Below are 24,100 nucleotides of genomic sequence, written 5' to 3'. Positions count from 1 at the left end.
GACGGCATGCGCATCCCCTCGGTTCCGAGACCCCGCAGCCTGGCGGCCCAGCTCTTCGCCATGCAGGCCGTGCTGATCGCGGTGGTCGTCGCGGGATACGCGCTGTTCACCTACGTCAGCGACCGCGGCCAGGCCGAGGAGGCGGCGCGCAGTCAGGCCAGGGCGGTGGCGCGGGCGGTCGCGGACTCCCCCTCCGTACGGCAGGCGATCGGCACCCCGCACCCGACGGCCGAACTCCAGCCGTACGCGCTCAGGGTCATGGCCGACACCGAGGTCGACTTCGTCACGATCATGAGTCCGCAGGGCATCCGCTGGACCCACCCCGACGAGAAGCAGATCGGCAAGCACTTCCTCGGCAACACCGAACGCGCCCTCAGGGGCGATACCTTCACGGAGACCTACACGGGCACCCTGGGCTCCTCGGTCCGGGCGGTCACCCCCGTCAAGGACGACCGCGGACGGGTCATCGGCCTGGTCAGCGCCGGCATACAGGTCGAGAAGATCAGCGAGCGGGTGCAGGACCAGCTCACGGCCCTGCTCGTCGTCGCGGGCAGCTCGCTCGCACTCGGCGCCGTCGGCACGTACGTCGTCAACGCGCGGCTGCGCCGCCACACCCACGGCATGAACGCGGCCGAGCTCAGCCGGATGCACGACTATCACCAGGCCACCCTGCACGCCGTGCGCGAGGGGCTGCTGATGCTGGACGGGCAGTACCGTGTCGCGCTGATCAACGACGGCGGGCGGGAGTTGCTGGGGGTGTCCTCGGACCACGGGGTGATCGGGCGGTCGGTCGCGGACCTCGGGTTGCCGGCGCCGCTGACGGGTGCGCTGCTCGCCTCGGAGCCGCGGGTCGACGAGGTGCATCTGACGGCCTCACGGGTTCTGGTCGTCAACACCTCCCCGGTCTCCGGCGGAGAGCAGCGCGGCACCGTGGTCACCCTGCGCGATGTGACCGAACTCCAGTCCCTGATGGGTGAGTTGGACTCCGAACGCGGCTTCACCCAGGCCCTGCGCTCCCAGGCCCACGAGGCGGCGAACCGGCTGCACACGGTCGTCTCCCTGATCGAACTGGGCCGCGCGGAACAGGCGGTGGACTTCGCGACGGCGGAGCTGGAGCTGGCGCAGGCGCTCACCGACCAGGTGGTGGCGGCGGTGGGCGAGCCGGTCCTGGCCGCCCTCCTGCTGGGCAAGACCGCCCAGGCCAACGAGCGGGGCGTGGAGCTGGTCGTGTCGGACGACAGCCGCCTGGACGACGGAGTGCTGCCTCCCTCGCTGCCGGCCAGGGACCTGGTGACGATCCTCGGCAACCTCATCGACAACGCGGTCGACGCGGCCCAGGGGAGCCTGCGGGCGCGGGTGACGGTGACCGCGTACGCGGCGGACGGCGGGCTGCTCCTGCGGGTCTCGGACACCGGCGAGGGCGTCGACCCCGCCCACGCCGAGGCGGTCTTCCAGCGCGGCTACTCCACCAAGCCGGCGGGTCCGGGCGGACGCGGCCTCGGCCTGGCCCTCGTACGGCAGGCGGTCACCCGCTGCAGGGGAACTCTGACGGTGGCGGAGGCCGAAGGGGGCGGCGCGGAGTTCGAGGTCCACCTCCCTCTGGGAAACCCCCCCGACACCCCCCACGCCGAGCCCCGCACCACCGACGCCCCGGACGAGCCCCGCGCATCCAGCGGACCCGGCGCCACCGACACCTCCCGGGTCCCCGAAGGTGCCGTGGTTCCCGGAGGTGACGTATGACCGGTGAGCAGTCCATCCGTGTTCTGGTGGTCGAGGACGACCCGGTCGCCGCCGACGCCCATGTCATGTACGTGAACCGGGTGGCCGGCTTCACGGCCGTCGGCAAGGCGCACACGGGAGCGGAGGCCCGGCGGCTGCTGGACCGTACGGCCGTGGACCTGCTCCTTCTCGACCTGCACCTGCCGGACGGGCACGGTCTGCAGTTGGCGCGCTCGCTGCGGGCGGCGGGGCACCAGGCCGACGTGATCGCGGTGACGTCGGCCCGGGATCTGACGGTCGTCCGCGAGGGCGTCTCGCTCGGCGTCGTGCAGTACGTCCTGAAGCCGTTCACCTTCGCCACCCTCCGCGACCGGCTGATCCGCTACGCCGAGTTCCACGCGGCGGCCGGCGAGGCGAGCGGCCAGGACGAGGTCGACCGTGCGCTGGCCACGCTCCGGGCACCGGGTCCGGCCGCCCTGCCCAAAGGGCTCAGCGCGCCGACCCTGGAGCGCGTGACGGTGGCCCTGCGGGACTGCGCGGAGGGGCTCACGGCGACCGGGCTCGCCGAGGTGGTCGGCATCTCCCGGATCACGGCCCGCCGTTACCTGGAGCATCTGGTCGACGCGGGCCGGGCGGCACGCAGTCCGCAGTACGGGACGGTGGGGCGGCCGGAGTTGCAGTACCGGTGGGTCACACACCGGCAGCCCTAGGGCCCTTCTGATGGATCTCCGTGGGAGAAGGAGCGGCGTTCGGTGCGTGCGCTCGGCGTGCGGTGTGGAGGGTCATGTGGCGGAGCCACCTGGCCCTTCGCGCCGTGCGGCGAGGGGGCGTGCCGGGCGTCGCGACGCCGCGGAGATCCATCAGAAGGGCCCTGGGCGCGTACCGGTGCGCCCCACCGCCCCCGGTCCCCTCAGGCCGTCCCCCCGGGACCCGGCCGCACGCCCTCAGTCCTGCGGCAGCACCCCGGGGCGGAACGGCTCCACCCCCACGACCCGGCGCACCCGCACCGGCTCGATCAGCAGCATCACCCGCCGCTCCCCCGGCAGCAACCACGGGTACCGCTCCTCCCCGATGTACTTCCGCGTGAGCCGGTCCATGGAGCGCTCCGCCTCCTCGCCCTCCACGAAGCGGACGACGCGACCCCGGATCTCGACCCGGTCGTAGGGGTTCTCGGGGTCGTGGTGGGAGAGGGAGACGTTCGGATTGCGCCGCAGGTTTTCCTCCTTCACCCGCCCGATCGCCGTGTTGACCATGACGTACTCACCTTCGAGGTCCGCCCACATGGGCGAGACCTGCGGCGCTCCGTCCGGGCCGACGGTCGCGAGATGCCAGAAGTTCGGCGCCAGCAGCCGCTCGCGAATATGCCCCTCTACCTTGCCATTCACTTCGTACACGAAGATCGCACCTCTTTCCGGCCACCCGTCCGGGCGCCCGGCGCCATCCTCGCCACCCCCTCCGCGCCGCCGACAGACGATCTTCGGCCAGCCCGAACCCACGGCCGAAACCGTAGGTTCCTACAATCCGTGATCCTGGCCGAACAGACCGTAGTCACCGCACCGTCACGCCCCTAATTTGTGGCCCGTGCGCCGACCCCCCGCCCTGCCGAACCAGCCCGGACCGCCCTTCGACAACCTCACCGCCCGCAGACTCCGTGTCGCCCTCGGCATGGGGCCCGAGCATGTGGCCTACGGGCTGCGCGTCTCGTACGGGCTGCCCTACGTCGCCCCGGATCTCGTCGTCGCCTGGGAGCGCGGGATCGTCTGCCCGACCAGTCCGGAACTCACCGCTCTCGCGGGCGTGTTGTGGTGCTCGCCCGGTGAACTCATCGGCCGCCCCCGCACCTTGCGCGAGCACCGCGTCGCACGCGGCATCGCGCCCGAGGACGTCGCCCGCGCCGTCGGTCTCGACCTGCTCGTCTACCTCGGCATGGAGGAGCACGACGAGTGGCACGGCACCGACCGCCAGTCCACCGCCCTGGCCGACCTGCTGGAGCTGAACCTGCCGGACTTCGTCGCCGTCACCGGCCGCGAGAACCGGCTCGCCGAGTGCCTGCGCGGCGCGGTCGGCACCCGCTGGCAGGCCTACGTCCGTCAGGTCGCGAAGATCGTGCCCCTGGACCGGCACCTGGTGGAGGACACCCTGCAGGAGCTGCACCGGCAGTACCAGGGGCAGATGGTGTCCACCCTGAGCTGGGGCGGCGGCGCCGCGGACGCCGGGGAGGGCGGCCAGGAGTTCCTGGACGACATCGTGGAGCGGTTCTGGGAGGCGGTCGGGGGACGGCCGTAGCGGAACGGCCCGTCCCTAGAAGACCGACTCCGCCTCGTCCATCCGGTCCTTCGGGACCGTCTTCAGCTCGGTGACCGCCTCGGCGAGCGGCACCATCACGATGTCGGTGCCGTTGAGCGCGGTCATCCTGCCGAACTGGCCCCGGTGCGCGGCCTCCACCGCGTACCAGCCGAAGCGGGTGGCGAGGACCCTGTCGTACGCGGTGGGCACGCCGCCGCGCTGCACATGGCCGAGGATGACCGGCTTGGCCTCCTTGCCGAGCCGGCGCTCCAGCTCGTACGCCAGGGCCGTACCGATGCCCTGGAAGCGCTCGTGGCCGAACTGGTCGATCGCGCCGTGGCCGTAGTCCATGGAGCCCTCGGCGGGGTGGGCGCCCTCGGCGACGCAGATGACGGCGAACTTCTTGCCGCGGGCGAAACGCTCCTCGACCATCTTGACCACGTCGGCCGGGTTGAAGGGGCGCTCGGGCAGGCAGATGCCGTGGGCGCCGGCGGCCATGCCGGACTCCAGGGCGATCCAGCCCGCGTGCCGGCCCATGACCTCGACGACCATCACGCGCTGGTGGGACTCGGCGGTGGTCTTGAGGCGGTCCATCGCCTCGGTGGCGACGCCGACCGCGGTGTCGAAGCCGAAGGTGCGGTCGGTGGAGGAGATGTCGTTGTCGATGGTCTTCGGGACGCCGACGACCGGCAGGCCCGCGTCGGACAGCATCCGCGCGGCCGTGAGGGTGCCCTCGCCGCCGATCGGGATGAGCGCGTCGATGCCGAACTCGTGGATCATGTCGGAGGCGTTCTCGCACGCCTCGCGCAGCCGGTCGCGCTCCAGGCGGGAGGAGCCGAGGATGGTGCCGCCGCGGGCCAGGATGCCGCTGACGCTGTCCAGGTCGAGGGCGCGGTAGCGGCCGTCCAGGAGGCCCGCGTAGCCGTCCTCGAAGCCGATGACCTCGTCGCCGTAATTGTCGACCGCTCGGTGCACGACCGACCGGATCACTGCGTTCAGACCAGGGCAGTCGCCGCCTGCGGTGAGAACTCCGATACGCATCGTGCTGTGTCTCCTGCTCGCTGTTGATACCGGTGAGCCAGATCCGATTCTTTCACGTCCCCCACGCCCCCGTCGCATGCAGTGCTGACGGGCGCCTTAACCATCGATCGAGGTACTGTCAAGAGGGTTCTGCTCACCTCGGTGGGCGATTTTTATGCCGTACAGGAAACGGAGTGAACTCGCGTGACCCGCAGCGTGTACGTGACCGGTATCGACCGCGGCGACGGCCGCCAGGTCGTCGAACTGGGGGTCATGGAGCTGCTGACCCGCCAGGTCGACCGGGTGGGGGTGTTCCGGCCGCTGGTGCACCACAGTCCCGACCGGCTCTTCGAGCTGCTGCGCGCCCGCTACCGGCTCTCCCAGGACCCGGCCACCGTCTACGGCCTCGACTACCACGAGGCCTCCGCGCTGCAGGCCGAGCGCGGCACCGACGAGCTGGTCTCCACCCTCGTCGACCGCTTCCTCCTGGTGGCCCGCGACTTCGACGTCGTCCTGGTCCTCGGCACCGACTTCGCCGACACCCAGCTCCCGGACGAGCTCTCCCTCAACGCCCGGCTCGCCAACGAGTTCGGCGCCGCCGTGATCCCGGTCGTGGGCGGCCGGGGGCAGCCCGCCGAGTCGGTGCTCGCGGAGACCCGCAACGCCTACCGGGCCTACGACGGGCTGGGCTGCGACGTCCTCGCCATGGTCACCAACCGGGTGGCACGCGAGGACCGGGACGAGATCGCCGAGCGGCTGTCCGGCCCGATGCCCGTGCCCTGTTACGTCGTGCCGGACGAGCCCGCCCTCGCCGCACCCACCGTCGCCCAGATCGGCCAGGCCCTCGGCGCCCGGGTCGTCCTCGGGGACGACTCCGGGCTCGCCCGGGACGCGCTGGACTTCGTCTTCGGCGGCGCGATGCTGCCGAACTTCCTGAACGCCCTCACCCCGGGCTGTCTGGTGGTCACCCCGGGCGACCGCGCGGACCTGGTCGTCGGCTCGCTCGCCGCGCACAGCGCCGGCACCCCGCCCATAGCGGGCGTGCTGCTCACCCTGAACGAGGTGCCGAGCGACGCCGTCCTCACCCTCGCCGCCCGCCTCGCCCCCGGCACCCCGGTCCTCTCCGTGCCCGGCAACAGCTTCCCCACCGCCGCCGAACTCTTCGCTTTGGAAGGGAAGTTGAACGCGGCCACCCCCCGAAAGGCGGAGACCGCGCTCGGCCTCTTCGAGCGGTACGCCGACACCGCCGAGCTCGCCCGCCGGGTCTCCGCACCGAGCAGCGACCGCCTCACCCCGATGATGTTCGAGCACAAGCTCCTGGAGACGGCCCGCTCCGACAAGCGCCGTGTCGTCCTGCCCGAGGGCACCGAGCCGCGCGTCCTGCACGCCGCCGAGGTGCTGCTGCGCCGGGGCGTCTGCGACCTCACCCTGCTCGGCCCGCTCGACCAGATCCGCAAGAAGGCCGCCGACCTCGGCATCGACCTCGGCGACTGCCAGTTGATCGACCCGGCGACCTCCGAACTGCGTGACACCTTCGCCGAGAAGTACGCGGCCCTCAGGGCCCACAAGGGCGTCACGGTCGAGCTCGCCTACGACGTCGTCTCCGACGTGAACTACTTCGGCACCCTCATGGTCCAGGAGGGCCTCGCCGACGGCATGGTGTCCGGCTCGGTGCACTCCACGGCGGCGACGATCCGCCCGGCCTTCGAGATCATCAAGACCAAGCCGGACGCCGACATCGTCTCGTCGGTCTTCTTCATGTGCCTCGCCGACAAGGTGCTCGTGTACGGCGACTGCGCCGTGAACCCCGACCCCGACGCCGTGCAGCTCGCCGACATCGCCATCCAGTCGGCGGCGACCGCCGAGCAGTTCGGCGTGGAGCCGCGGATCGCGATGCTGTCGTACTCCACCGGTACGTCGGGCTCGGGTGCCGACGTCGACAAGGTGCGCGAGGCCACCGAGCTGGTACGGCAGCGGCGGCCCGACCTCAAGATCGAGGGGCCGATCCAGTACGACGCGGCCGTCGAGCCGACGGTGGCGGAGACCAAGCTGCCGGGCTCCGAAGTCGCGGGCCAGGCCAGCGTGTTGATCTTTCCCGACCTGAACACCGGTAACAACACCTACAAGGCCGTGCAGCGTTCGGCCGGCGCGATCGCCGTCGGCCCGGTGCTCCAGGGGCTGCGCAAGCCCGTCAACGACCTGTCCCGGGGCGCCCTGGTCTCGGACATCGTCAACACCGTGGCCATCACGGCGATCCAGGCCCAGAACCCGACCGTCGCCACAGAGAAGGTTTCCGCACAGTGAGCGCCACCCGTGTCCTCGTCCTCAACTCCGGCTCCTCGTCGCTGAAGTACCAGCTGCTCGACATGCGGGACAGCAACCGGCTGGCGGTGGGGCTCGTCGAGCGCATCGGTGAGGCGGGCTCCCGGCTCAGGCACACACCCCAGGGCGGCGCGTCACGTGAACGGACCGGTCCGATCGCCGATCACGACGCCGCGCTGAAGGCCGTGGCGGACGAGCTGGCGCAGGACGGGCTCGGCCTGGACTCCCCCGAGCTGGCCGCGATCGGCCACCGCGTGGTGCACGGCGGCAAGACCTTCACCGAGCCGACCGTGATCGACGAGGCCGTGCTCGCCGAGATCGAGCGGCTGATCCCGGTCGCCCCGCTGCACAACCCGGCCAACCTCACCGGCATCCGCACCGCGCGGGCGCTGCGCCCCGACCTGCCCCAGGTCGCCGTCTTCGACACCGCGTTCCACACCACGATGCCGGAGTCGGCCGCGCGCTACGCGATCGACGTGGAGACCGCGGACGCGCACCGCATCCGGCGCTACGGCTTCCACGGCACCTCGCACGCGTATGTGTCCCGGGCGACGGCGAGGCTGCTGGGGAAGTCTCCGGAAGAGGCGAACGTGATCGTGCTGCACCTCGGCAACGGCGCCTCGGCGTCCGCCGTGCGGGGCGGCCGGTGCGTGGACACCTCCATGGGGCTGACGCCTTTGGAGGGGCTCGTGATGGGTACGCGCTCCGGTGACATGGACCCGGCCGTCATCTTCCATTTGATGCGTGTTGGCGGAATGTCCACGGACGAGATCGACACTCTTCTCAACAAGAAGAGCGGGTTGATCGGCCTGTGCGGGGACAACGACATGCGGGAGATCCGCCGCCGGATCGACGAGGGCGACGAACAGGCACGACTCGCCTTCGACATCTACATTCACCGGTTGAAGAAGTACATCGGCGCCTATTACGCGGTGCTCGGCAGGGTGGACGCGATCGCGTTCACGGCCGGCGTCGGGGAGAACGCGGCCGAGGTGCGCGCCGCCGCCGTGGCGGGCCTTGAGGAGCTGGGACTCTCGCTCGACCCGGCGCTGAACGCCGTACGCGCGGACGAGCCGCGGCTGGTGTCGCCGGCGAACTCACGAGTAGCGATCGCGGTGGTGCCGACGGATGAAGAATTGGAAATCGCGACACAGACTTACGCACTGGTCGGACATGAAAGCAACTGAGCGGTAACCGCAACTGAGCACGCGTCCGCCCATTTGTATCTTCCGCCAGACGGAATATTCCGTAGCGAAACAAACCGATAGGATCGCCCCATGCGCCGTTCGAAAATCGTTTGTACTCTCGGCCCCGCGGTCGACTCCCACGAGATGCTGGTCTCGCTGATCGAGGCCGGCATGAACGTGGCCCGTTTCAACTTCAGCCACGGCACGCACGCCGAGCACCAGGGGCGGTACGACCGCGTCCGTGCCGCCGCCAAGGAGACGGGCCGGGCCATCGGTGTCCTCGCCGACCTCCAGGGCCCCAAGATCCGGCTGGAGACCTTCGCCGAGGGCCCCGTCGAGCTGGAGCGCGGTGACGAGTTCGTCATCACCGCCGAGGACGTCCCGGGTGACAAGAGCATCTGCGGGACGACCTACAAGGGCCTGCCCGGTGACGTCTCCACCGGCGACCAGATCCTCATCAACGACGGCAACGTCGAGCTGAAGGTCCTGGCCGTCGAGGGCCCGCGGGTCAAGACGATCGTCATCGAGGGCGGTGTCGTCTCCGACCACAAGGGCATCAACCTGCCCGGCGCGGCGGTGAACGTCCCGGCGCTGTCCGAGAAGGACGTCGAGGACCTCCGCTTCGCGCTGCGCATGGGCTGCGACATGGTCGCCCTGTCCTTCGTGCGGGACGCCAAGGACGTGGACGACGTCCACAAGGTGATGGACGAGGAGGGCCGCCGGGTCCCCGTCATCGCCAAGGTGGAGAAGCCGCAGGCCGTCGACAACATGGAGAGCGTCGTGATGGCGTTCGACGCCGTCATGGTGGCCCGTGGCGACCTGGCCGTCGAGTACCCGCTCGAGAAGGTCCCGATGGTGCAGAAGCGCCTCATCGAGCTGTGCCGCCGCAACGCCAAGCCGGTGATCGTGGCGACCCAGATGATGGAGTCGATGATCACCAACTCCCGCCCCACCCGCGCCGAGGCCTCCGACGTGGCCAACGCGATCCTGGACGGCGCGGACGCGGTCATGCTGTCCGCGGAGTCCTCGGTCGGCGCCTACCCGATCGAGACCGTGAAGACGATGTCGAAGATCGTCGCCGCGGCCGAGCAGGAGCTGATGTCCAAGGGCCTGCAGCCGCTGGTCCCCGGCAAGAAGCCCCGCACACAGGGCGGTTCGGTCGCCCGCGCCGCCTGCGAGATCGCCGACTTCCTCGGCGGCCGTGGCCTGGTGGCCTTCACCCAGTCCGGTGACACCGCCCGCCGCCTCTCGCGCTACCGCGCGTCCCAGCCGATCATCGCGTTCACCACGGACGAGAGCACCCGCAACCAGCTCACGCTCAGCTGGGGCGTCGAGTCGCACGTGGTGCCGTTCGTGAACACCACGGACGAGATGGTCGACATGGTCGACATGGAGATCGCCAAGATCAGCCGCTTCAACCCCGGCGAGATCGTCATCATCACCGCGGGCTCGCCCCCCGGCGTGGCCGGCACCACCAACATGCTGCGCGTCCACCACATCGGCGGCGGCGACGGCAGCTGACGAGCCCCCGAAGGCTCTTGTACGACACCGAGGGCGCCCCCTGTCGCAGGGGGCGCCCTCGGTGCGTGTGCTCAGGTCTCCGACGCGACTGTGCCCCGCCGGGTGGTTGCCCGGCGGGGCACAGTCCTGTGCGGCTCCCGGAAGGGTCTGTGGGACTACTCGCTGTACTGGCGCATTCCGGGTACGTGCAGGTTTCCGCCGTACTGGCCGGCCTGCTTGACCGTCACGTTCGTGAAGTAGATCAGCGGGATGTTCAGCGGCGGCGGGCTGTCCGGGCTGAACGTGATCGGGATCAGCCCCAGCAGGTTGCCGGAGATGCTCTCGGTGTACATCACCGTGTCGCCGCCGGTGATCGTCGACGTGGTGCCCTTGCCCGCCTGCACGTGGTACGTGTGGCCCTGCTCGGTGACGATCTGGTGGAGGTCGCCGATGTCGGTGCCGCCGGAGATGACGTACTTCAGGACCTTCTTGGACTGGCCGTCGGCCGTCTTCACCTTGACGACGCCCTGGTAGTCGGCGCCCTTCAGCAGCAGCGAACTGGCCTTGAGCGTCCAGGCGTTGTTCGCCACCGTGATACCGGGCTCGGTGCCGCCCACGTCGTCCGTGGCGGCCGGGCAGTCCGCCGGGTCCGTGCTGGAGCTCGCCGACGGGCTCGGGGAGGCCGTGGCGTCGGCCGCCGCGTCCTGCGCCGCCTTCGTGGTGTCCTCGACGGCCTTGGAGGTGTCCTCGGCCGCCTTCGACGCCTTGTCGGTCGTGTCCTTGACGGTGTCCTTCACCGTGTCGGTGACCTTGTCGGTCGTGTCCTTCACGGTGTCGGAGCCGCTCGCGGAGGCGGAGGCGGACGGTGTCGGGGTCGCGCTGGGCTCGCTCGTGGGCTCGCTCGACGACGAGCTGCCGCCCGTGAAGATGCCGGTTATCGCGTCGCCGATGTCCTCGAGGAGGTTGCTGTCCTTGCTCGCGGAGGCCGACGGGGACGGCGTGGCGGTGTCGCTGCCCGAGGCACTGGTCTCCTTGCTCGCCGAGGCGGACGGAGTCGGCGTGGGCGTCGCCTTGTCGTCGGAGCCCGAACCCGAATCCGAGCCGGACGACGAGGAGCCGTCGGAACCCGAGCCCGTGTCCGACCCCGAGCCGGAGGAGGAGGCCGACGGGGACGGCGTCGCCGTGGTGTCGTCGGAGCCCGAGGGACTCGCCGAGGCGGACGGCGACTCACTGCCGTCCAGCGCCGTGACGCAGTCCTTGTACTCGTCAACCGTCAGGCTCTTCGAGGTCGGCTGGTCGGCGGCCAGGGCGAGGGTCGGAGTGAAGCCGATGCCCATGAGCACCGCGGTCGGCATCGCCGCCATGGCTATCGCCTTGCCGGCCGGCACATGGAACCTGGTGAACAGCGGCTTCCTGGGCGCCGCGTGCCGGGGCCCCGATCTGGTCCCGGCCGAGACCGCAGGGCTCTCGCCTTGAATCTCGTCAGCCGACACGGGACCCCCCGTTCGCGTCGTCGGCGGCCCAGGTGTTCTCGGGCGTGCCGCCCGAGGCTCCTTGGTGTCCGGACTCCGGCGCCTGGTAGGGCGTTCCCGGCTCGTCCGTCACCGGCCTGAGGATCGCGGTGTCGGGGTCGGTGGCCCGGGGCGCACCGCCCACGTCCGTCCCGCCCTCCGGCAGCGGCTGCGGCTGGGGCGGCGCTCCCGGCACCCAGGAGACCGCGAGTGCTCCGCCGATCAGGGCGAACACGAAGCCCACGATGAAGCCGCCGATGTTGGAGACCACCAGGGACACCAGGGAGAGGACGATCGCGGCCACACCGGCGAAGACGCGGGTGGCGTACTGGAACCACATCGTCAGGCCCAGGGTGACCAGGAGGACGCCGATGATGAGGGAGCCCGCACCCGCGGTGGTCGCCATGGCGATCGACATGGTGCCCAGCTTGAGCGTGGCGTACGGGAAGTAGGCGATCGGCAGTCCGCCGAGCATCGTGAACAGACCGGCCCAGAAGGGGCGGTGGCCTCGCCAGGCACGGAATCGCAGGCGCAACCGGTCAAAAGTCCCGGTGCTCTGGACCGGAGTCTCGGCACTCATGGAAAATGCTCCCTGGGTCCGGAAGTACGTACCGGCTCGGCCGTAGGCGTGGAGAACCGGAAAGTCTGTCTGTGTGCATGCGGTCCGGCGGGAGCCGGGCCGGCCATGCGGGGCGGAGAAACACTGCCTCCCCGCCCCTGGAGCGACTCAGCTGCGCCGAGTCACCCTGTGGCCTCTGCCGTCAGAAGCACTCCATGCTGGAGCTGGTGCCGAGACGCATCTTCAGGCCGCTGAGCTTGAAGGTGCCCGCCGTGGTGGCCCACGCCGTCTGCTCGACCTTGGTCAGGTCCGCCGAATCGGCCTGCTGGGCGAAGCCGCCGGGCAGGACGTTGTCGCCGCTCCTGATCGCGGGACCCTTGCTCTGGTCCTTGACCGCAACACCGATGTCGATGTTCTTGAACGTCGCATCGGCGTCGAGCTGCGAGACGTCGATGTAGAGGTTCTCGGCCTCGACCTTGTGGTTCGCGTCCGGACCCGCGTCAAGACGCAGGTAGAACGTCTTGCCTATGAGGGGGATCTCGGTCTTGACCGACTGGCACATGTTCGTGATCTGCGCCGTCTTGAACGACGAGATCGCGACCGGGTGCACCGTCTTGCTCGTACCGTCGGTCGACGTGTAACCGCTGTCGATACCGCCGTACTGAGCGAAGCCCTGGCCCTCAAGGTGACCGGCGGACACCTTGAACTCCTGGCCGGACACGCTGAACGACGCGGCGAGCGCACCCTGCGCCAGCCCGACCCCCACGCATGCGGCCGCTGCGACGCTGGGCACCATGACCACAGCGAAGCGCTTCCATCTGGTCCCGCCACGCACCTGGGACTGCATATGTCCTCCTTCTCGGACGTACATCTCCTGGCCCTGACTGGCCCGTCGAAATGGACGGCTCAGCCGGGCAGGGATGGGAGAAGTGCTACGTCCTCGGGAAGGGGAGCGCCTGCACTCGGAGGCGCGAACTGCGCACCGATCACCGGCGATCACCCCCGAGCGACAACCACTGGTCGCGCCTGACACACATCACGCACAACCTTGCTGGACAGGCTTCGCCGCACGGGCGAAGACCCCCCTGTCCAAGAGCCGGCGCACCTGCCGCCGACCCTGCTCGGTGGGGACCCAAGGAATCCCGCCGCCCGACCGGCTGTCGGGGTACGGGAAAGGACCGAGCGTCGCCGATCGTGGTGCATTCTCGCCGCCCGCACAAGGGGCTTCGTTACTCGGTAGTAACGGCCGGATAACCGAACAACGACCCGCTGGTCTCGGGCGGCGACGCTGGGTGGCAACCAGGGGGCTGACAAAGTAGTTGATCGAGGGACAGAATCCGACAGAACAACGCCTCTGTCTTACTGGAAGTAACAGCGGCCGCGTTTACCAAGTTTTGGCAAAGCGCGGCCGCAGTGACGCTTCTCCGTCAATTTTTTCACTCCGGCACCACATGCCGGGATGTTTAACGACTGGTCAGAACCGGGGTCCCCGCCCCGCCTAGAACAGAGCCCGCGCGAGCGCCCGGCGAGCCGCGGACACCCGCGGATCATCGGCGCCGACCACCTCGAAGAGCTCAAGGAGCCGCAGTCGTACGGCGTCCCGGTCGTCACCCGCCGTGCGCCGCACGGTGTCGATGAGCCGCCCGAACGCGTCCTCGACATGACCGCCCACCAGATCCAGGTCGGCGGCGGCGATCTGCGCCTGGGCGTCGTCCGGCTTCTCGGCAGCGTCCTGACGCGCCCGCTGCGGGTCGAGCCCCTGCACCCGGTGGAGCAACTCGGCCTGGGCGAGCCCCAGTTTGGCCTCGGAGTTGCCCGGGTCGTCGCTCAGTACGTTCTTGTAGGCCTGGACGGCTCCGCCGAAGTCCCCGGCGTCCAGGGCGCGTACGGCGGCTTCGAGGAGGGCGTCGTACGGCCCCGCCGGCACGGCCGCGGGCTGCGGGGCGGTGCCCGACACGGCGTCCGGGTCGACCGTGAGGCCGGTCAGCCCGAAGCGCTCCTCGGCGACCTGCACCAGCTGGTCCAGGGTCTGCTGGATCTGCTCCTTGCCGGCGGCACCCTGGAAGAGGGGCAGCGCCTGGCCCGCGACGACCGCGAAAACGGCCGGGATGCCCTGCACCCCGAACTGCTGCATCAGCATCTGGTTGGCGTCGACATCGATCTTGGCGAGGAGCAGGCGTCCTTGGTACTCGAGCACGAGCTGCTCAAGCACCGGGCTCAGCTGCTTGCAGGGCTCGCACCACTCGGCCCAGAAGTCGATGACGACCGGGACCTCACTGGACCGCTGGAGGACATCGCGCTCGAATCCCGCCTCGTCGACGTCGATGACGAGATCGGCCGGGGAGACGGCACCCGGGCCACCGCCCTGCCGCGCCGCTTCGGCGCGCGCCTGCTCCGCCTTCGCCTTGGCCTCCTGGGCCGACTTCACCGCGGCGAGGTCGACGACTCCGCTCATGGACATGTTCCGTGGCTGCATGCGTCTATCCTCCCCCGTGCGCCCGCGTCTGTGAAAAGCGTTGTGAAAGCCGGTCGTGCGGTACGGCCCTGACGCCGGGTCCCCACCCCACGCCGTGCGGACCGTCGCTCGCGTACGTCCGCCGCGAGCTTCCGCTACGAGTCGTAGCGTAATGGCACGGAACCGCTGCCCGGTACCCCTTCCCGGTGATCTCCCTCACTGCGACACGGGAACCGCCGGTTATGGTCGTGAGATGCAGAGCCGCACCCCCGCCCCGCGCGCCACAGGGCGCCCTCGCAGCGCCGCAGCGGACACCGCGATCCTCGCCGCGACGCGGGCGGCGCTGGTGGAACTGGGCTGGTCGAAGCTGACGCTGGGGGACGTGGCGACGCGAGCCGGGGTCGCCAAGACGACCCTGTACCGCCGCTGGGCCGGCAAGAACGAACTCGTCGTGGACGCGGTGGCGGAACTCTTCGACGAACTGGAACTGCCCGACTGCGGCACCCTCGCCGCCGACATCGAGGGCGTCGTCCTGCAGTTCGCGGCGATCCTGGCGCGGCCGGAGGCACAGAACGGGCTGATGGCGGTGGTGGCGGAGTCGTGCCACGACGACGCACTGCGCGAACGCATCCGTTCGTCGATCGTCGACCGCCAGAAGCGCCTGGTCCTGGAGGGCCGTGAGCGCGCCCAGGCGCGCGGCGAGCTGCCCCCGGAGTCGGACCTGCGGGAGACGACCCGCACGGTCGACCTGATCTTCGACATGGTGGCGGGCACGGTGGTCCACCGCACCCTGGTGAGCGCGGAGCCCGCGGACGCGGAATGGGCCCACGGCTTCACCCAGGTCCTGCTGACGGGCCTGGCGGGAACGTCCGGCGAGGAGGGCCACCGCCCGGAGGGGCCCTCCTAGAACCCGCGCTCGCGACCGTACGGCTGTGCGGTTACGCCTTGACGGGCGCCGGAGCGGCGTCCACGATCCTGCCTTCGAGTTCGTGGGTGATCTTCCGCTCGACGAAGAAGGCGGCCGTGGGGACCGTCCCGGCGAGCAGGACCCACAGCTGCTTGCCGACCGGCCACTTCGCCTTGGAGCCCAGGTCGAAGGCGAAGACGAGGTAGACGACGTACAGCCAGCCGTGCGCGATGGCGACGACGCGGGTGAAGTCCGCGGCACCGTCGATGTCGAAGCCGTACTTGGCGATCATGCTCAGGCACAGCAGGACCAGCAGCACACCGGTGACGTAGGCCAGGACGCGGTAGCGGGTCAGCACGCTCTTTTTCATGCGTACGAGCGTAACGACCCGTTCCGGGAGATCTTGGCCCGGGTCGCCCCTTCCCCGGCCGGGGTCACTCCTCGTCGAAGTCCCGGGCGGCGACCCTCAGCGGCCGCAGCATCGCGAAGATCTCCGCGCACTCCTCCGCGTCGTACACCCCGAGGCCGAAGTCCATCGCCATGAGGTCACGGGTGGCCGCCTCGACGACCTCGCGGCCCTTGCCGGTGATGGAGGCGAGGGTGCCGCGCCCGTCGTTGGGGTTGGGCCGCTTGTCGACCAGACCGGACCTCACCAGGCGGTCCACGGTGTTCGTCACGGAGGTGGGGTGCACCATGAGCCGCTCGCCGATCTTCGACATGGTCAGCTCCCCCGCCTTGGAGAAGTTGAGCAGCACCAGCGCCTCGTACCGCGCGAAGGTCAGTCCGTACGGCTTGACCACCGCGTCGACCTCGGCGAGCAGGATCTGCTGTGCGCGCATGATCGAGGTGATCGCGGACATGGACGGCACGTTTCCCCAGCGCTGCTTCCAGAGCTCGTCCGCGCGGGCGATGGGGTCGAAGGGAAGACTGAGCGGCTTCGGCACGGCACCGACCTTACCGGCCGGTCACATCGTGGTCAGCACCGTCTCGTCCTTCGGTCGACGCGGGGCGCAGCCATGTCCCTTCCAGGATGAATCGCCCCCGCATGTCACGATGGGTGACCGACTGTCACCTCCGCCCCAGGGAGCAGCATGTCCCGGCTGATCCACGCTTTCGCGGCGCTCGCGGTGCTCGGGCTCGCGGCGGGCTGTTCGTCCGCGCCCTGGGTCGGCGAGGCCTCCGTCGCCGGCGCCGCCTCGGCGAGGGCGAACGCGGCCCAGCCGTTCTGGGTCGACCCCGCGAGTTCCGCCGCCCAGCAGATCGAGCTGTGGCGGCGGGAGGGCCGTACCCGGGACGCCGCACTGCTGGAGCGGATCGCCGGCGAACCGGCCGCGCTGTGGCCGGCCGGCGAGATCGATCCGGCCCCGGCGATCAGGACGGCCACCGCGTCGGCGTCCCAGGAAGGACGTACGGCGCTGTTCGTGGCGTACGACATCCCGCACCGGGACTGCGGCCAGCACTCGGCGGGCGGGGCCGCGGACGCGGACGCCTACCGGGCGTGGATCGGGAGGTTCGCCGAGGCGCTGGGCCCGGCGAAGGCGCTGGTGGTGCTGGAGCCGGACGCGGTGGCGCACACCGTGGACGGCTGCACACCCGGGGAGTACGCGGCCGAGCGCGAGCAGCTGCTCCGGGAGGCGATCAGCCGGCTGAAGCAGCAGCCGCACACCAAGGTGTACCTGGACGCGGGCAACCCGGCCTGGATCCGGGAGCCGCGCCGGCTGGTCGGCCCGCTCGGACGGGCCGGCATCGCGGGCGCCGACGGCTTCGCCCTGAACGTCGCCAACTTCCAGACGGACGCGGCCACCAAGAAGTACGGCCTCCGGCTCTCGGCCGCCCTCGGGGGCAAGCACTTCGTCATCGACAGCAGCCGCAACGGCAACGGGCCACTGCCCGGTGCCTGGTGCAACCCGCCCGGCAGGGCGCTGGGCACCCGCCCCACCACCGACACCGGCGAGCCCACCCTGGACGCCTATCTGTGGATCAAGCGGCCCGGGGAGTCGGACGGCACCTGCGAGGGCGGTCCCGAGGCCGGTCGGTGGTGGCCGGAGTACGCACTGGGACTGGCGGGCAACGCGCAGGACTGATCCGTCACCTGACCTGGAGCCACTTCGCCTCGGACGGTGTGCCGTCCGCGTCCGTCACGAACAGCATGTACCAGCCCGGCGGTACGAGGGCGCGGTCCTTCGGCACCTCGACCGTCACCGAGTCCGCGTGCTTGGTCAGGCCGAGCTCGATGGACCGCTGCTCGACGTCGGTGGTGTGCGTGACCGCGCTGGGCCGCATCAGCCGGGCCTTGACGATCCGCTCGGGGTGGCCGGTCCGGTAGGTGGCGCGGCGGTGCGGATCGAGCAGCCGGGGACCGTTCTCCAGCGCGGGCCTGCGGGTGGCGTTGCGGTGCAGCGCGGGCGGGGTGAAGATCTCCATGCGCTGCTCGAAGTGGCCGAGCTTGGTGTTCTGCTGGTCGTCGAAGAGCGGGTCGGAGCCGAAGGTGGCGACCCTTCCGTCGGGCAGCAGCAGCCCCTCGGAGTGGTAGTTGCGGCCGACGGTAGGGGCCGCGGCCTCCCGGAAGACGTTGCCCCTGGGGTCGTAGAACTGGGCCTTGAGGATGTTGCTGGCGCTGCGGCCGCGGTAGTCCTCGGAGCCGTTCGAGGTGAAGACGGTGTCGTCCGGCATGATCACGCTGTTCAGATAGCGCGTGCCCTGCGGGAGGCTGGGACCGTCCTGGAAGACGGGGTTGTCCTTCTTCAGGTCGACGACGGCCGTGCGCGGAGTCGACCTCTTGGACTCGCCGACGCCCCCGCCGCCCAGGATCATCACCTTCTGGTCCTGCGCGGGCGGCAGGAGCAGTGAGGCGGAGGTCTCGGTCTCGTCGGGGTCGCGCAGGCCGGGCACCTTCTGGAAGGTGTTGGTCTTCAGGTCCCACAGCCCGGGCTCGCGGCCCATGTCGGCGGGGCCGTACCCGGCGTTGGACGCCGGGTAGAAGAGCTTGCCGCCCTTGGTGAGGAAGAGCGCGGGATAAGTCGGGAAGTAGCGCTTGGGGCCGCGGGTCCACTTCTTGGTCTTCGGGTCGTAGATCTCGTTGTCGCCGGGGTCGATCACGCCGACGTCGTCGAGGCCGGACACCGCGAGGACGCGGCCGTCGTCGAGGCCGACCAGGGTCGGGTACCAGCGGGCCTTGTCCATCGGGGCGACCGGGACGTACCGCTCGGCCGTCGGGTCGAACTCGTAGGCGGCGCGGATCCCCTGGAAGTCCTGCTTGTCCAAGGTGATCTTCTCGCTGAGCCCGTACGTGTTGTCGGCGTCCTTGCCCTTCAGACCGACGACCTCGTACTGCGCCTGCTTCTCGGTGACCGACATCGGCCCCTTCTCGGCGGCCTCCACGAAGACCCGGACCTCGCTCGCGGTCACCTTGGTCTGCCAGGGCTGCATCACCCCGGCCCGGTTGTAGGTGACTTTCTGGGTGCGCTTGGCCTTGGGGACGGTGACGTCGAAGCGGCTGACGTACTCGACTCCGGCGGGTGAGCGGAAGCGGGTGCCCTTCTTCAGGAACATCGCCTTGTCGGGGTTCTCGTTCTTGACCCGCATACCGCCGCCGGCCCGGTCGATCTCACCGTCGAGGAGCTCGTAGCGGGCGGTGCCGCCGGCCACGAGGAGGCGGCCGTCGGGGAGTTGGGCGTGTCCGGAGCAGAAGAAGTCGTCGGGGGTGGGGATCTTCTTGAAGGTGTTCGCCTTCGGGTCCCACAGGACGGTGTCGAAGGACCCCTCGTCGAACTTCTTCACCTCGTTGCCCGACCCGGCGACGATCAGCACCTTGCCGGTGTGCAGGAGCGCCGCGTGGATGGCGTTGGTGCGGTACTTCTCGGGGATGTCGATCCGGCTCCAACTGCCGTACTTCGCACGGTACTCGGGCCGGGCGATCCGGTACGCGTGGTACTTCTCGCCCGCGAGGTCGAGCGCGGCGGGGGCGTTGAGTCCGGCGAGGAGCGCGATGCCGCCGATACCGAGGACGGTCTTCTTGGTCTTCTGGGACGGCTGGTAGGCCATGGCCTAGTTGCCCCCTGTCGTGGTGCCGGAGACGGAAGAGGAGGTGGCGAGGGCGGATTCGTCGACGATCCGCGGTGCCGCGGTGAGCACCTGCCGCTCCCGGCGCTCCTTGAGCAGCGTCGAGACCCACACCGCGACCGGGGCGAGCGCGATCACCATGGCGAGGACCGCCCAGGTGCGCATGGCCGCGTGCGTGTGGCCGAGGACGGCCGAGGCGGCCAGGGAGGCCGCGAGGAGAACCGCCCAGCACAGGTGGATGCGGAAGGTCCACAGCCGGTCGGGGCTGCTGTCACCGCCCTTGGGGGTCACCACGAAACGGCTGGGCTTCCTGATGAGGGCCTCGCCGAGGGACTTGAGGTAGATCGGCGCGGACAGGGCCGACATCGCCATGCCCGCGAGGCCGCTGGAGCCCTGGGGCTCGTGCGGGGAGATGTTGTGGCGCCGGTTCCACAGGTAGAGCCCGATCTGGAGGGCGGCCGCGTCGCTGTAGAGCATCAGCCAGACGGAGGCGGCGACCTGGGTGCCGGAGGCGCCGAACCAGAGGAACAGGAAGCAACTGAGGATGCCGAGGAACCAGTTGACGGCGGTCATCGGGTAGTAGACGAGCATCAGGGTGTACGAGAACAGGCGGCCGGGAGGCATGGTGAACGGTGCCTTCCAGTACTGCTTGAGGAGCGTCTCGTACGTCCCCCTCGACCAGCGCAGCTGCTGGGTGAAGAAGTCGGTCCAGGAGGCCGGACCCTCGCCCACGGCCAGCACGTCCGGGGTGTAGACGGACCGCCAGCGGGCGCCCGTCTGCGGGTTGCGGTGCCGGTGGAGTTCGAAGCCGGTGGCCATGTCCTCGGTGATGGAGTCGTACAGGCCGCCGATCTGCTTCAGGGCGGAGACGCGTACGACGTTGTTGGTGCCGACGAACATGGGTGAGCGGTACCGGTTGCCGGCCCGCTGGATCAGTGCGTGGAAGAGGAACTGCTGGGACTCGGCGGCCTTGGTGACGGGGTTGTGGTAGTTGCCGTACACCTGCGGTCCCACGACGAAGGCGACGTCCGGGTCTCGGAAGTACCCCGTCATCCGCTCCAGGAAGTTCGGGAGCGGGACGTGGTCCGTGTCCACGGAGGCGTAGAGATCGTAGGCGTCGCCGTGCATCGCAAGCCAGGCGTTGTAGTTGCCGTGCTTGGTGCGGGCCTTGTGGACGCCCTTGGCACGGTTCCACTCGGGGACGCCGTGGCGGGTGAAGTGGCGCACGCCGAGTTCCGCGCACAGGGCCCTGGCCTGTTCGTCGTCCCCTTCGTCGAGGAGCCACACGTCCAGGGGGCCGGTGTGGGTGATCCTCGTGGCGCCTTCGAGGGTGGCGCGGACCATCGCGAGGGGTTCCTTGCCGGGGACGTACGTCGTGAGGAAGGCGACGCGGGTGCCGGCCTCGGGGGCCACGGGGACGGGGTCGCGGGCGACGAGGGTGGCGTGGGCGACGGAGACGACGTTGACCACCATGAACAGCTCGATCAGGCCGATGGCTATGAGCATCACGACATCGAGGTGGACCATCCAGGGCGCCCCGCCCTCGCGTTCCACCCAGTGGCTGGGCCACACGAGGTAGACGAGAAGGGCCGCGGTGAGGAGCGGCGCGAGGCACATCAGCAGGACGGCGCGTATTCGGCGGGGCTCCCTCGACAGCAGCGAGGTGTACTGCACCCGGTACGCCGACCCGGCCGGCTCCGTGAGCGGCCCGGCGAGTCGGCTGTAGGTGTCGTAGTCGTAGCCCTCCGGCCGCACGGCGCCCTCCGGTTGAGTGAGGAGTGATCGACCCTCGCGGGGTTTCGATATCCATACGAAAATGGAGATCCTGCGAGATGGCGACCCAGGGGCGTCCAGCCGAGTACCGAGCGCCTCCGGCGGTCGGGCGGGTGCGGGTCCGGTGGGGGCGGGCGTTTTGCGCAGTTCCCCGCGCCCCTGGATGCCTGCGGCGGCCTGCTTCGGCCGGTGGGGGCGTGCGTGGCGCCTGCGGGTGCGTTATGGGTCGGGGACGGGGTGGGGGGTGTCCGTCCTCGGTCCGGCGGCTCGGTTGCTTCAACAGTTCTGGACAACGGACGCCGGCCGCTGCGGGCGGACACCCCCCACCCCGTCCCCTTCACGCCGTACGCGTCCAAAGGTGCGTTCACCGTCCCCACCCAAGGGCGCGGGGCCGTGTGCGTCCAAAGGTGCGTCCACTGTCCCCACCCAAGGGCGCGGGGCCGTGTGCGTCCAAAGGTGCGTCCACTGCCCCCACCGAGGGGCGCGGGGAACTGCGCGACCAGCCACAACGGAGCCGCAGCCGCCCCACGACCTCTGCAACCTTGACGCCCCCGCACCGACATCACCGGCGAGTACAGAGAGTCTGGCTGCGATCAGGCACCCGGAGCCGGTCGGCGGCAGTCGGCGTGCAGGACCTCCAGCCTGCTGTCGGCGGCGGGCATGGTGTCCTCTCGTCGGGCGGGGTGGTCAGCGGCGACCGGTCCTGCGGAGGTGGAGGCGCACCGCGCGCTGGGCGACCGGGCCCAGGTCCTCCAGCGCGGCGACGAGCACGCCGAGCTGCTCCAGGGCGTCCAGGGCCGCTGTGGCGCCGGACGCGTCGACCCCTTCGTACAGCTCGATGCCCACGAAGGAGGCGGCCACCGCCCGGGCCAGGCCCGCCGGGTCGGCGAACTCCCCGAAGGGTGTGGCCGCGAGGACCCTTGTGAGGACCTTCTCGATCTCGCCGATCCACAGCTCCAGGCCCGCCGCGGTGGCCGGGCCGAGGGTGGCGTGGGTCTGGGCGCCGGCCAGCAGCTGACCGAGGAGGGCGACATGTCCGCCGGCCCGCTCCTCCTCGTGGACCCGCCGTCCCACCGCGAGGAGTTCGGACAGCGAGCTCACCGCGGCGAACCGCTCCCGGTAGCGGGCCACCGAGCGCTCGGCCCCGTAGCGGCAGGCCGCCGCGAGGAGTTCGTCGACCGAGCCGAAGTGGTAGAAGACCAGGGCCTGGTTGACCCCGGCGGCGGCCGCGACCGTGCGGGCGGAGGTCTTGGCGATGCCCTGTTCGGTGAGGGTCCGAAGGGCGCCTTCGAGGAGTTTGGTCTTGGTCTCCAGGGACTTCGCGGTCTCGGGACTCATGCTCGCGCCTCCTCTCGGACCGGCCGCAGCCCCGAACGCACCCCACAGGCCGCGATGTCGGTGTACGTCGCCTCGAAGGAGCCCTCGTAGCCGAAGAGCGGTCCGAAGTACCGGTTGACGACCCGGACCCGGATACGGAAGCGGCCGGCCTCGTCGTCGTACGACTCCCGCACCTCAGCCGTCGCACCGACCAGCTCGGGCACCCGGACGTCCACCACGCCCTCCCGGAACCGGTGCTCCCCGGAGCGGATCAGCAGCGAGCCGTCGGGCTCGGCGTGGAAGTGCAGTTCGCTGGCCAGGTGCTGGTGGGTGCCGAGGTAGTCGAGGATGCGGTCGCCCTTGGGGCTCAGCACCATCTGGGCGTCGAACCGGCGGGGGCGCCCGGGCAGGTGGAAGGTGCGCACAAAGCTCACCGTCTCACGGCCGTAGGTGTCGACGTAGGGCACGTTCTCGATAACGAACGGCACGTTCCGCCCGGGTCTCGGCACCAGGATGTTGCGCGTGGCCCCGAGTGCCAGGAACGGCTTCACGAAGGTCCGGCCGTGCCAGACGCGGTCCATCACGCCCCGCCCGGTGCAGGCCTCCCCGCTCGCGAGACCGACCGAGAAACGGCGCTGGAGCTGGGGGTGCAGACGGTCGAAGCCGTCGCCCATCACCGTGCGGAACATCGAGGTCATCGCGGGATCTCCAGGGTCCGAAGGACACGCGGGGCACGCACGCGTGCGGGCGGTTGACGCAGACAGCGGCGGGCGGCCGGGGTGCCGGGCAAGGGCGACGTGAACAGGGCCAGCGAGATGAGCACGGCGAGCAGCAGCGGCCAGACGTACGCGAGCGACGCGGCCAGCGGGCCGAACAGACGCAGGAACCGCTCCAGGCCGAGGCCGGTGCAGCCGACGGTGACGACGAGGGCGCGGACCAGCAGTTCGGCCAGCCAGTTCCACAGCGCCCGTTCCGGGGTGATCCCGCGCTCCAGCCACAGCCGCAGCCGGTCGAAGGACCAGGCCGTCGCCCAGCCGATGAGGGGGCGGAAGAGCAGCCGGTCGGCGAGGACGCCGACGCGGCCCCAGCGGGGGCGGTAGTCGTAGCCGGTGAGGAAGACGACGCCGTCGCCGTCGGGAAGGTAGCGCCAGTAGCCGCTGCCCTCGGCGAGGAGCGAGAGCGGGTGCGGGGAGGAGAAACGCAGCGCGGAGGTACGGGTGCCGTCGGGGCGTTCCCGTTCCCCCGCGGAGATGCCGGTGCCGGCGACGGTGAGGCCTGGCAGCACGCGCGTGGCGTACCGGAAGCGCTGCGGCTCGCCCTCCGCGCGCGGGAGGTGGGTGATCCGGGTGAAGCGGAGGTCCCAGCGCTGGTGCTGGGACGGTTCCTGTGTCCGGGTCCAGAGGTCGTCGAGATCGGCACGGATGCGTGCCTCTATGTAGAGCCCCATTGTTCCCCCAGGTGAGCCCATTGTTTGAGCGACTG

At 70.3% G+C, this 24,100-nt stretch carries 21 protein-coding genes; 8 read left to right on the top strand and 13 right to left on the bottom strand.

All coding sequences use genetic code 11. The annotated features are described in order from the left end of the window. Positions 1–6 precede the first annotated feature (6 nt). Together ACZ48Z_RS29800 and ACZ48Z_RS29795 are read left to right on the top strand one after the other, a co-directional pair. Positions 7–1,740: a sensor histidine kinase gene (locus tag ACZ48Z_RS29800; RefSeq protein WP_468738969.1), complete on the top strand. Its 1,734-nt coding sequence runs from the start codon at positions 7–9 to the stop codon at positions 1,738–1,740. Continuing rightward, the gene (locus tag ACZ48Z_RS29795; RefSeq protein WP_468738968.1) at positions 1,737–2,429 is read left to right on the top strand and encodes a response regulator; all 693 of its coding nucleotides are present in this window, start codon (positions 1,737–1,739) and stop codon (positions 2,427–2,429) included. The genes ACZ48Z_RS29800 and ACZ48Z_RS29795 overlap by 4 nt, the downstream gene beginning before the upstream one ends. Positions 2,430–2,663: 234 nt before the next feature. On the opposite strand, the gene ACZ48Z_RS29790 is transcribed toward ACZ48Z_RS29795, so the two are convergent. Beyond that, positions 2,664–3,113 (bottom strand): PPOX class F420-dependent oxidoreductase, encoded by a 450-nt coding sequence (locus ACZ48Z_RS29790; RefSeq protein WP_468738967.1) that lies wholly within the window; start codon positions 3,111–3,113, stop codon positions 2,664–2,666. Positions 3,114–3,300: 187 nt separating this feature from the next. On the opposite strand from ACZ48Z_RS29790, the gene ACZ48Z_RS29785 reads away from it, so the two are divergent. Beyond that, a complete protein-coding gene (locus tag ACZ48Z_RS29785; RefSeq protein ID WP_468738966.1) occupies positions 3,301–4,005 on the top strand; it encodes a helix-turn-helix domain-containing protein in 705 nt (234 codons plus the stop codon). A 15-nt stretch (positions 4,006–4,020) separates the two neighbouring features. Here the strand turns inward: ACZ48Z_RS29785 and ACZ48Z_RS29780 are convergent, their stop codons facing one another. Then, complete coding sequence (locus ACZ48Z_RS29780) at positions 4,021–5,046, bottom strand: ATP-dependent 6-phosphofructokinase (RefSeq protein WP_468738965.1); 1,026 nt, start codon at positions 5,044–5,046, stop codon at positions 4,021–4,023. 183 nt (positions 5,047–5,229) lie between these two features. Here ACZ48Z_RS29780 and pta point away from each other — a divergent pair, with 183 nt between their 5' ends. The 3 genes from pta (at position 5,230) to pyk (ending at position 10,055) form a co-directional block, all read left to right on the top strand. Beyond that, entirely contained in the window at positions 5,230–7,329 is a 2,100-nt protein-coding gene (gene pta, locus ACZ48Z_RS29775) for a phosphate acetyltransferase (RefSeq protein WP_468738964.1), read from the top strand. Beyond that, positions 7,326–8,534, top strand: coding sequence for an acetate kinase (locus tag ACZ48Z_RS29770; protein ID WP_468738963.1), 1,209 nt, complete (start codon positions 7,326–7,328; stop codon positions 8,532–8,534). The genes pta and ACZ48Z_RS29770 overlap by 4 nt, the downstream gene beginning before the upstream one ends. 90 nt (positions 8,535–8,624) lie before the next feature. Beyond that, entirely contained in the window at positions 8,625–10,055 is a 1,431-nt protein-coding gene (pyk, locus tag ACZ48Z_RS29765) for a pyruvate kinase (RefSeq protein WP_468738962.1), read from the top strand. A gap of 155 nt (positions 10,056–10,210) precedes the next feature. Here pyk and ACZ48Z_RS29760 read toward each other — a convergent pair whose 3' ends face one another. From ACZ48Z_RS29760 to ACZ48Z_RS29745, 4 genes are all read right to left on the bottom strand, one after another. Continuing rightward, positions 10,211–11,398 (bottom strand): hypothetical protein, encoded by a 1,188-nt coding sequence (locus ACZ48Z_RS29760; RefSeq protein WP_468738961.1) that lies wholly within the window; start codon positions 11,396–11,398, stop codon positions 10,211–10,213. A 118-nt stretch (positions 11,399–11,516) separates the two neighbouring features. Next, positions 11,517–12,125: a DUF6114 domain-containing protein gene (locus ACZ48Z_RS29755; RefSeq protein ID WP_468738960.1), complete on the bottom strand. Its 609-nt coding sequence runs from the start codon at positions 12,123–12,125 to the stop codon at positions 11,517–11,519. A gap of 181 nt (positions 12,126–12,306) precedes the next feature. After that, positions 12,307–12,951 carry a DUF6230 family protein gene (locus ACZ48Z_RS29750; RefSeq protein WP_468738959.1) on the bottom strand — a complete coding sequence of 215 codons (645 nt, stop codon included), beginning with the start codon at positions 12,949–12,951 and terminating at the stop codon, positions 12,307–12,309. 651 nt (positions 12,952–13,602) lie between these two features. Continuing rightward, on the bottom strand, positions 13,603–14,580 hold the full coding sequence (locus ACZ48Z_RS29745; protein WP_468738958.1) for a tetratricopeptide repeat protein: 978 nt from the start codon (positions 14,578–14,580) through the stop codon (positions 13,603–13,605). A 232-nt stretch (positions 14,581–14,812) separates the two neighbouring features. On the opposite strand from ACZ48Z_RS29745, the gene ACZ48Z_RS29740 reads away from it, so the two are divergent. Further along, positions 14,813–15,466, top strand: coding sequence for a TetR/AcrR family transcriptional regulator (locus ACZ48Z_RS29740; protein ID WP_468738957.1), 654 nt, complete (start codon positions 14,813–14,815; stop codon positions 15,464–15,466). Between the two features lie 31 nt (positions 15,467–15,497). Here the strand turns inward: ACZ48Z_RS29740 and ACZ48Z_RS29735 are convergent, their stop codons facing one another. Together ACZ48Z_RS29735 and ACZ48Z_RS29730 are read right to left on the bottom strand one after the other, a co-directional pair. Continuing rightward, positions 15,498–15,836 (bottom strand): DUF3817 domain-containing protein, encoded by a 339-nt coding sequence (locus ACZ48Z_RS29735; protein WP_328750604.1) that lies wholly within the window; start codon positions 15,834–15,836, stop codon positions 15,498–15,500. A 64-nt stretch (positions 15,837–15,900) separates the two neighbouring features. Beyond that, positions 15,901–16,410 carry a MarR family winged helix-turn-helix transcriptional regulator gene (locus ACZ48Z_RS29730; protein WP_468738956.1) on the bottom strand — a complete coding sequence of 170 codons (510 nt, stop codon included), beginning with the start codon at positions 16,408–16,410 and terminating at the stop codon, positions 15,901–15,903. A gap of 147 nt (positions 16,411–16,557) precedes the next feature. Here ACZ48Z_RS29730 and ACZ48Z_RS29725 point away from each other — a divergent pair, with 147 nt between their 5' ends. Beyond that, positions 16,558–17,550 carry a glycoside hydrolase family 6 protein gene (locus tag ACZ48Z_RS29725; protein WP_468738955.1) on the top strand — a complete coding sequence of 331 codons (993 nt, stop codon included), beginning with the start codon at positions 16,558–16,560 and terminating at the stop codon, positions 17,548–17,550. A 4-nt stretch (positions 17,551–17,554) separates the two neighbouring features. On the opposite strand, the gene glxA is transcribed toward ACZ48Z_RS29725, so the two are convergent. From glxA to ACZ48Z_RS29700, 5 genes are all read right to left on the bottom strand, one after another. After that, the gene (glxA, locus tag ACZ48Z_RS29720; protein WP_468738954.1) at positions 17,555–19,510 is read right to left on the bottom strand and encodes a radical copper oxidase GlxA; all 1,956 of its coding nucleotides are present in this window, start codon (positions 19,508–19,510) and stop codon (positions 17,555–17,557) included. 3 nt (positions 19,511–19,513) lie between these two features. After that, on the bottom strand, positions 19,514–21,283 hold the full coding sequence (locus tag ACZ48Z_RS29715; protein WP_468738953.1) for a glycosyltransferase family 2 protein: 1,770 nt from the start codon (positions 21,281–21,283) through the stop codon (positions 19,514–19,516). Between the two features lie 705 nt (positions 21,284–21,988). Next, entirely contained in the window at positions 21,989–22,639 is a 651-nt protein-coding gene (locus ACZ48Z_RS29710) for a TetR/AcrR family transcriptional regulator (protein ID WP_468738952.1), read from the bottom strand. Continuing rightward, positions 22,636–23,316, bottom strand: a complete 681-nt coding sequence (locus tag ACZ48Z_RS29705; RefSeq protein WP_468738951.1) for a DUF4166 domain-containing protein — start codon at positions 23,314–23,316, stop codon at positions 22,636–22,638. The genes ACZ48Z_RS29710 and ACZ48Z_RS29705 overlap by 4 nt, the downstream gene beginning before the upstream one ends. Continuing rightward, a complete protein-coding gene (locus ACZ48Z_RS29700; RefSeq protein WP_468738950.1) occupies positions 23,313–24,065 on the bottom strand; it encodes a hypothetical protein in 753 nt (250 codons plus the stop codon). The genes ACZ48Z_RS29705 and ACZ48Z_RS29700 overlap by 4 nt, the downstream gene beginning before the upstream one ends. Between the last annotated feature and the right edge of the window lie 35 nt (positions 24,066–24,100).

The sequence above is a fragment of the Streptomyces sp. NPDC031225 genome, from assembly GCF_055570355.1.
Note: the sequence above shows the minus strand (reverse complement) of the source record. Positions and strands in the feature narration are given on the sequence as shown.

Bases quoted from the DNA above. Each gene is read 5' to 3' on its own strand.
- ACZ48Z_RS29800 (WP_468738969.1), top strand. From the start codon at position 7: ATGCGCATCCCCTCGGTTCCGAGACCCCGCAGCCTGGCGGCCCAGCTC.
- ACZ48Z_RS29795 (WP_468738968.1), top strand. From the start codon at position 1,737: ATGACCGGTGAGCAGTCCATCCGTGTTCTGGTGGTCGAGGACGACCCG.
- ACZ48Z_RS29780 (WP_468738965.1), bottom strand. From the start codon at position 5,046: ATGCGTATCGGAGTTCTCACCGCAGGCGGCGACTGCCCTGGTCTGAAC.
- pyk (WP_468738962.1), top strand. From the start codon at position 8,625: ATGCGCCGTTCGAAAATCGTTTGTACTCTCGGCCCCGCGGTCGACTCC.
- ACZ48Z_RS29760 (WP_468738961.1), bottom strand. From the start codon at position 11,398: ATGGCGGCGATGCCGACCGCGGTGCTCATGGGCATCGGCTTCACTCCG.
- ACZ48Z_RS29755 (WP_468738960.1), bottom strand. From the start codon at position 12,125: ATGAGTGCCGAGACTCCGGTCCAGAGCACCGGGACTTTTGACCGGTTG.
- ACZ48Z_RS29750 (WP_468738959.1), bottom strand. From the start codon at position 12,951: ATGCAGTCCCAGGTGCGTGGCGGGACCAGATGGAAGCGCTTCGCTGTG.
- ACZ48Z_RS29745 (WP_468738958.1), bottom strand. From the start codon at position 14,580: ATGCAGCCACGGAACATGTCCATGAGCGGAGTCGTCGACCTCGCCGCG.
- ACZ48Z_RS29740 (WP_468738957.1), top strand. From the start codon at position 14,813: ATGCAGAGCCGCACCCCCGCCCCGCGCGCCACAGGGCGCCCTCGCAGC.
- ACZ48Z_RS29735 (WP_328750604.1), bottom strand. From the start codon at position 15,836: ATGAAAAAGAGCGTGCTGACCCGCTACCGCGTCCTGGCCTACGTCACC.
- ACZ48Z_RS29725 (WP_468738955.1), top strand. From the start codon at position 16,558: ATGTCCCGGCTGATCCACGCTTTCGCGGCGCTCGCGGTGCTCGGGCTC.
- glxA (WP_468738954.1), bottom strand. From the start codon at position 19,510: ATGGCCTACCAGCCGTCCCAGAAGACCAAGAAGACCGTCCTCGGTATC.
- ACZ48Z_RS29710 (WP_468738952.1), bottom strand. From the start codon at position 22,639: ATGAGTCCCGAGACCGCGAAGTCCCTGGAGACCAAGACCAAACTCCTC.
- ACZ48Z_RS29705 (WP_468738951.1), bottom strand. From the start codon at position 23,316: ATGACCTCGATGTTCCGCACGGTGATGGGCGACGGCTTCGACCGTCTG.
- ACZ48Z_RS29700 (WP_468738950.1), bottom strand. From the start codon at position 24,065: ATGGGGCTCTACATAGAGGCACGCATCCGTGCCGATCTCGACGACCTC.